The sequence below is a fragment of the Kineococcus aridisoli genome (assembly GCF_050871885.1).
In the GTDB taxonomy this organism is placed as follows: Bacteria; Actinomycetota; Actinomycetes; order Actinomycetales; family Kineococcaceae; genus Kineococcus.
In genome coordinates this window covers 45,658-52,792 of record NZ_JBJLSF010000022.1, presented here as the reverse complement: position 1 = coordinate 52,792, position 7,135 = coordinate 45,658, and the positions used below count along the sequence as shown (strand labels likewise).

6 protein-coding genes are annotated in these 7,135 nt (G+C 68.8%); 4 read left to right on the top strand and 2 right to left on the bottom strand.

The features are described from left to right. Positions 1-251 precede the first annotated feature (251 nt). Positions 252-1,856: a hypothetical protein gene (locus tag ACRYM2_RS08625; RefSeq protein WP_432521486.1), complete on the top strand. Its 1,605-nt coding sequence runs from the start codon at positions 252-254 to the stop codon at positions 1,854-1,856. Between the two features lie 5 nt (positions 1,857-1,861). Here the strand turns inward: ACRYM2_RS08625 and ACRYM2_RS08620 are convergent, their stop codons facing one another. Beyond that, positions 1,862-2,233, bottom strand: coding sequence for a hypothetical protein (locus ACRYM2_RS08620; RefSeq protein ID WP_432521485.1), 372 nt, complete (start codon positions 2,231-2,233; stop codon positions 1,862-1,864). 326 nt (positions 2,234-2,559) lie between these two features. On the opposite strand from ACRYM2_RS08620, the gene ACRYM2_RS08615 reads away from it, so the two are divergent. Together ACRYM2_RS08615 and ACRYM2_RS08610 are read left to right on the top strand one after the other, a co-directional pair. Further along, positions 2,560-3,078, top strand: a complete 519-nt coding sequence (locus ACRYM2_RS08615; protein ID WP_432521483.1) for a hypothetical protein — start codon at positions 2,560-2,562, stop codon at positions 3,076-3,078. Between the two features lie 293 nt (positions 3,079-3,371). Then, positions 3,372-3,845, top strand: coding sequence for a hypothetical protein (locus ACRYM2_RS08610; protein WP_432521482.1), 474 nt, complete (start codon positions 3,372-3,374; stop codon positions 3,843-3,845). On the opposite strand, the gene ACRYM2_RS08605 is transcribed toward ACRYM2_RS08610, so the two are convergent. Beyond that, positions 3,842-4,420, bottom strand: a complete 579-nt coding sequence (locus tag ACRYM2_RS08605; protein WP_432521480.1) for a hypothetical protein — start codon at positions 4,418-4,420, stop codon at positions 3,842-3,844. The two genes, ACRYM2_RS08610 and ACRYM2_RS08605, sit on opposite strands and share 4 nt — an antisense overlap. 383 nt (positions 4,421-4,803) lie before the next feature. Here ACRYM2_RS08605 and ACRYM2_RS08600 point away from each other — a divergent pair, with 383 nt between their 5' ends. After that, a complete protein-coding gene (locus tag ACRYM2_RS08600) occupies positions 4,804-7,101 on the top strand; it encodes a PP2C family protein-serine/threonine phosphatase (protein WP_432521478.1) in 2,298 nt (765 codons plus the stop codon). The last annotated feature ends 34 nt before the right edge of the window (positions 7,102-7,135 follow it).

Below are 7,135 nucleotides of genomic sequence, written 5' to 3'. Positions count from 1 at the left end.
GGGGGGGGCGGGGGGGGGTGTGGGTTTTTAGTCGCCCCCCCCCCCCCCCCCCCCCCCCCCCCCCCCCCCCCCCCCCCCCCCCCCCCCCCCCCCCCCCCCCCTCGACCGCGAGGCCGCCCGCCCCCCTCGCGCCGCGCTCACCTACCTGTGAGCCGCTGAAGACCCACTAACCGCCTGCGCGCCGGGGGTCATACTCCGGTGCGCAGGCGGCAGACTGGGAGGTGAGCTGAGACAGCACACCAGGGGGGCCAATGAGTAGTGACCTTAAGCAGACGCGCCAACTGGAATTTTTCGCGGGGCAGGGCGAGGGACCATGGACCGTTCTTCGCAGCGACGGGCACTACTGCGCGCTTTCCAAGCCCGAGCAACGAGACTGGGCGCTGAGCAGTCCAGCGTGGAACCTGACTGTTACTGATGGAGCCCCTGGATTTTCTCAAAGCTGGCCCAATGGTGAGGAAACAACGACGTATCATCCCGGGGTCGACCGAGAGGGCGTAGAGCCGCTGGTTCTGGTTCGCGATTTCCATGGTGTAGCAGAGTCATCGGTTGAGCTCGAACAGCAGTTCCGCCTGTTCCACAATCTCCGCTACGACCAGGCTAGTGGGCAGTTCTTCAAAATTGCTGACGATGGTACGCAAGTCCTGGCTGCGAAGATTGAGGGCGACGAGGTGTCAGTCCGCACCTCCCTTGTTCGTCAATACATGGCAGCCCGTCAACTGGACTTGCTGCTCTTTGTTGACTCAGTTGTCTGGGCAGAAGAAGAGGACAGCGATCTTCCCGCCGAGCAAGAGATCCGAACCGACAGAATGCATGCAGTGCGTTATGTTCAGCGTGCGCACTACGACAATTTCCGGTATTTCTCGCGCCTGCTGGCGACCAAAGTTCTGTTTGCTGGCCCGAGAGAAACCTGTGGACTATGGCCGTATGACGAACATCAGGAGCACTTCCCTGAGTTCATTATTGGTGAGGATGATTATGGTAGGCCTGTCTCCTATACCAGTAACCCGGACTTGCTGGCGAATTATTTCGGTGCAAATCCCGATGCTCCGCACTACTTGACGCCAGTTCATTTTCGTAAAGAAGTGTTGCAAAAGTACTACGCAAGGCCAGAGTTGTACTCCGTTGGGGATGGTTACCTCGGATGCGCGGGTCTATGGGGTGTCCGTATCGACAATGATCACGACGATAGAGTTGTGGTTTTCTTGGGTGACTTGGGTCGTGACTTGCCTACGGCGGAGCGCGACTACTGGCGCGGCTATATGATCGCCCCGGACGCCAACATGAGTGAGACTAATATCCGGCGATCGTTTCTTGCTCAGCCAACCGACCCATCGGCAGCTGACCTCATATTCAAACGCGCCTATCCTCGCGCCAATCAAGCTTGGTTCGCGGCCTTTGGGTGGCCTCTGTTTCGAGAACCCAAGGAAGCTGATGTGTACTTACTGCAGCGACTGCGGTTGCCGTTGAACGACTCCAATGGAGAGTTTGAGAGCGCCATCGAACTGCTTGCGAAGCTTATGAGTGACGCCATCAACGAGAAGGAAGTGTCAAAATTGCTTCCGGATAAGATCCCTAACGAGAAAGGCATCTCAAAGCTTGAACGATTGCTCCAGTTGCGTGGCTACCCGCAAGTCGAGCGAGACATTTCTTACCTGCGGCGAGTGCAAGAACTGCGATCGAAACTTACCGCTCACTTGAAGGGTCGGGATAGCGAGGCGGTCCTTGCCAAGCATTTAGGTGATAGGCGAGGGATTGAGGCGGTGCGGTGGCTATTGGAGTCCGGAACTGCGTTTTTGAACTCAGTCTCAGCTTGGGCTGGTGCGGCAGCGGTGGATGGAGAAACAAGCCGCAATTAGAGATGTCATCGCGCCTCTGAAGGCGGTACTAACTGCCACCCGTCGCGCGCGCCACGTCGGCCATGCTGCAGAAACCCGTGCTGGCGCAGCCAGGCGGTGCGTTTCTGCCACACCCGGTCGCCCACCTCGGCCTCGCGGGCGAGGACGGCGGCGGTGTAGTCGCCCGGCACGGTGCACAGCCAGTCTGCAGCGCCAGCCAGGGTCCACACGACAGCCGTCAACGACGTCCGCGAAGGCGCGGGTAGTTCGGCGCGTGGGATGGTGCAGACGACCGTGAGGACCGAGCGTGCCCATGCCACGGCTGTCGGGGTCATGTCTCGCGGGTCGGTCGGCAGCAGGCGCACCCCGGTGTCGGTCGCCAGCCCGTCCTCGGTCATCGGACCCACCCCGTGCCGGTGCGCACCGTCGTGCCCGCGCGAGGTCGCCGGCGTCGTTGCTCTACCGACAGGAACCGCCGTCCCCAACGCAGTGCGAACGCCTCCAGGTCGTCGTCGCTGACGCACCCGGTCAGCTCGGCGTCCTCGGCCCCAGTCCAGGGCTGGCCGTGCCGAGTGGCCGCCGCCGTCGTGCGGTCCTGCCGGGCGCGCTGCGAGGTCGTGCGGGCGCCGGGCTCGGTGGTCACCCCGTTGTCATCGGCGCGACCGTGCGCCGGCTGCAGCGTGGCGCCGTCCTGGCCACGCTGGCGGTCAGTAGGGTCCCGGCCATGGCGCACAAGGGTCAGACGGGCACCTCGCTCGGCGGCGGCATAGTCGGTCGCAAGCAACTGAAGGCCCAGCGCCAGCCCGAATGGAGACCGGTGGACCCCGCGACGCTGACGCCCGAGGCCAGGGCCCGCCGCGACGCCTATGAACAGGAGCAGCGCGAGCGTGCGGCGGCCACCGAGCGCCAGCAGGCCAATGCTACGCAACGGCGCCGCCGCGAGGCCGAACAGCTCGCGGCGCGCGGGCTGCGCGCCATGGGTGCCGCCTCGGCGGTCGCTCGCCAGGCGACCACCGGCACCAGCGACGCCGCCCGAGAGGCCGCCGCCACACAACAGAAACGGCAGGTAAGGAAGGCCGCCAAGAAGGCGGCTGGCGAGTCGGGCAAGAAGATCACCAAGCTCCAGCCTGAGGGACTGCTGTTGCCGGGCCAGCCGCCGCGCCCCCTCGGGCGTCAGCCGCGCGACCAGCGGGGACTGCCCAAGACCAACCGCAGGACCAGCTCGCGCGAGAACGGTCTGTAGGCCATCGCTGCAGCCGCCGCGCCGGCGTCGTGTCTGACCTCGGTGGCAGGGTGCGCAGCACGCCGGCCGAGGTGACGGAGAAGGTCACCCCGGCCGGCGCCTCGGCCTTTAGAGTCGGTGACATGACGCCGCCTGACCGTTCACCGTCGCTGTTCGGGGAGTCCGTCGCTACAGCACTGGGGTCGCTACTGCCGGGTAGCGCGCCAGCGCTCAAGCGAGCAGCGTCTGCCGTTGAGGCTGAGCTAGCGCGGGCTCGCTCGGTAGCCCTGCGTGCTGCCGAGAGCCAAGCGGGGATGACGCGCGAAGAGATGGCCGATGCCATTGCGGCGGACCCTCGGCTGGTGCCGCTGCTGCAGCGCTTGTTGTTCGCAGCCGGGATGAACGGGTACGACCCGCCCCTGGCTGCCATGGGCGAAGCCCTTGGCCGGGCCCTGGACGACGATGGAGCGTTGGATGAATCGACGCTGCTCATCCAAGTGTTAGACGGGATCACGCCAGTGCACGTGCAAGCACTGGAGCTACTGGAAAGTCCTGCACCTGGCCGCACTGCGGAGAACCACGTGGTGTGGACGAACGGGAACCTGCTTCGAAAGTCGGTATCGCCGCACCTCATGGAGATGGCCCTAGCCGGTTTGGTAGCGCGCGGTCTGGTCATCACCCCCAACATCGTCGGGGACGCGGACAACACTGTTGGTTACGACCTGACCGAGCTTGGCCGTGCGGTGCTAGAGGTCGTGCGTCGGCACCTTGACCAGCGCAATACCTAGTCACCCACCGCCTCGACAGTTCGCCGCAGCCAGCCTGCCATGGCCTGCACGGTCGGGACCAGGCCTTGGCCGGCCAGCACGGTGTCGTAGGCGGCCTCACCTGCCGGGCGATCCTGGTCGGGCTCGGGTAGCTCGGCGCGCGGCCTCCACACCCACTGCGTAGCTTTCGGGTAGAGGTCGTCGGCGGGGTAGAGGACGACGCTCGGCAGCAGGCCGGGGTCGTAGCCTGCTGCCCGAGCCAGGGCGTGGCCGGCGTGGTTCCTGGCCCACCCGAACGCCCGCAGTAGGTCGCGGTCGTCGGCGGAGGTGAGGGTGTCCAGGTACGTGCGCCATTGGCGGTCGGCGCGCAGGTGCGCCACGTGCTCCACAGCCGAGCGACCGAACCACAGCAACGTGGACAGCTCCACGTTCACCTGCACCGCGACCTCGACGGCGGGGTCCTTGCCGGCGGCGTCGATGACCTCGGCCAGTCGCGCGGCTGCGCCGTCGAACCCGGCGAACACCACGGCTAGGGACTCGGTGGCCGGGGTGCCGAGGACGGGCGGCCAGGGGGTCGTCGGGGGCTCGGTGACCATGCGGGCCATGATCTCCGAGCGCCCCGATTGGTAGTGGATTGGTAGCAGAGTTTCCATCAGTCCCCGGTGCCGCGCGACGCTACGCGGCACTTCCCGGTAGACGCTTTGACCCGCTGACCTGCACAAATAGGTTCGAGAGGGACCTACTCGGTGGGTTCCGGTATTTCGGGGGACTCGCCCCTCAAGGTACTTTTAATCCGCGGGTTCAGGGTTCGATCCCCTGGGGGCCCACCTGCTCGACACGCAGGCCCACCGTCCGCGCGGCTCCCTCCCACCGCAGCCCCACCGCAGCGGAGGCCGCGCCCCCCGCACGGTCCGCCTCGTCCCGGCGCGAGGTCTGGTCGCGTCGCCGGCCACGACCAGGCGTCTCGTACCCTTCCGCGGTGAGCGATCAGGACGACGGCGCCGGGGGTTCGCCGGACGCGGCACCCACCGGCGTGTCCGCCGTGGTGCCCGACGCGTTGCCCACGGTCGTGCACGACTACCCCGCCGCGGTGCTGCTGATCGACACCGCCTCCAGCCAGGTCGTCTTCGTCAACGACCTCGCCCGCCAGCTGGCCCCCGGCCTGGCCCTGCCCGTCGACGTGGAGGAGTGGTCGCGCGCTGCGGGCTTGCAGGTGACCTCCGGCGGCGCGCTGGGCACCAGCAGCACCCCGCTGGCCCGGGTGGCCGCCGGCGAACCCGGCTCCGGCCGGCAGGTCAGCGCCGCCCTGCGCTCCGGCGCCACCGCCGCGCGGGAGGCGCTGTGGGCGATCGGGATGCCGCTGCGCGACGCCCCGCCGCCCCTGCGGGCCCGCTCGCTGCTGGTGCTGATGCCGCTGCGCTTCCCCGAGGCCGTGGCCGACGTGCAGACCGCCGCCGCGGCCGGTCGCGCGCACGGCTCGGTGCTGGCCAGCGGCCTGGCCATCGCCATCAGCGACCCCACCACCACCGGGCCCGTCATCAAGCACCCCGACGGTGAGGAGTCCGACGGTGAGGACGACCCGCTGATCTGGGTCTCACCCAGCTTCGAGCAGCTCACCGGCTACGTCTCCCGCGAGGCGCTGGGCCGCAACTGCCGCTTCCTGCAGGGCCCGGACACCGACCCGGCCGCCCTGGTGCACCTGCGCGCCGGCATGGCCGCCCAGCGCACGGTCAGCACGACGGTGCTGAACTACCGCCACGACGGCACCGCCTTCTACAACCACCTGGTCATCTCCCCGGTCTTCGACGCCGACGGGGAGCTGACCCACCGGGTGGGGGTGCTCACCGACGTCACCCAGCAGGTGCTGGCCGCCCGCGAGCGCGAAGCCGCCCGCGCCGAGGCCGAGCGCGCGCGCCGGGAGGAGGAGCAGGCCCGCCACCAGGCCGCGCGGGCCCACCACCAGGCCGAGCAGTCCGAGCAGGCGCGGCGCTTCGGCGGCCTGCTGCTGACCCTGAGCGAGGCGCTGACGGCCACCACCACCGTCGCCGACGTCGCGGCCACCATCACCGAGGTGGTGTGCACCGAGCTGGGCGCGGCCGGCGGTGGGCTGCTGCTGGCCGATCACGCCCGCACCCGGCTGGACTTCCTGTCCATGGCGCGCATGCCGGCCACCACCGAGGCGGCCTGGTCGCGCATCGACTGGCACGAGGACGCCCCCCTGGCCCTGGCCGCGCGCACCCGCCGGGCGGTGTTCTACCCCGACTCCGCCGCGCTGCTGGCCGCGCACCCGGCCATCACCCGGCACGCGCAGGTGCCGGTGATGGGCGCCAGTGCCAACCTGCCCCTGCTGGCCGCCGGCCCGGACAGCAGGGACGTGCTGGGGGCGGTCTTCCTGTACTGGGAGCGCCCCCACGAGCTGCCCGCCGAGCAGCAGGCCGCGCTGGCGGCGCTGGCCCGCTACACCGGCCAGGCCGTGCAGCGCGCCACGCTGCTGGCCGAGCGGCGCAGCGCCGCGGAGGTGCTGCAGCGCTCGCTGCTGCCGCACCTGCCCGAGCCGGACCACCTGGAGCTGCGCGCGCGTTACGTGCCGGCCGCCACCGGCGAGCACGTGGGCGGGGACTGGTACGACGCCGTCGTACTGCCCGATGGGGCCACCGCGCTGGTCATCGGCGATGTCACCGGCCACGACATGACCGCGGCCGCACGCATGGGCCAGCTGCGCGGGCTGCTGCGTGCCTACGCCTTCGACCGCGAGGAACCGCCCAGCGAGGTCGTCGCCCGGCTGGACCGGGCGACCGTCGGCCTGCACATGGACACCCTGGCCACCTTGGTGCTGGCCCGCATCGAGCAGGACCAGCAGGACACCTCATCAGGAATGCGCAGGTTGCGCTGGACCAACGCCGGCCACCCGGCGCCGATCCTGCTGCTGGCCGACGGCACCACTCAGGTCCTGCGGAGCGCACCGGAGCTGCTCCTGGGCCTGCTGCCGGACACCGCGCGCACCGACCACACCCACCCCCTGCCCCCGGGCAGCACGCTGCTGCTGTACACCGACGGGCTCATCGAGCACCGCGGCCGCAACATCGACGACGGCATCGCCGACCTGCGGCGAGTGCTGAGCACGTGCGCGCACTGCACACTGGAGGAGCTGCTGGAGCACGTGCAGACCGAGCTGGTCGGGCAGGCACCCGAGGACGACTGCGCGATCCTGGCCGTACGTCTGCATCCTGAAGATCGGCCCCGTCCCGACGAGGCAGGTCCCACCCGGATGCGCTGAGGGAGCAGTCCGTGCTCGGACCGGTGCGCTCTCG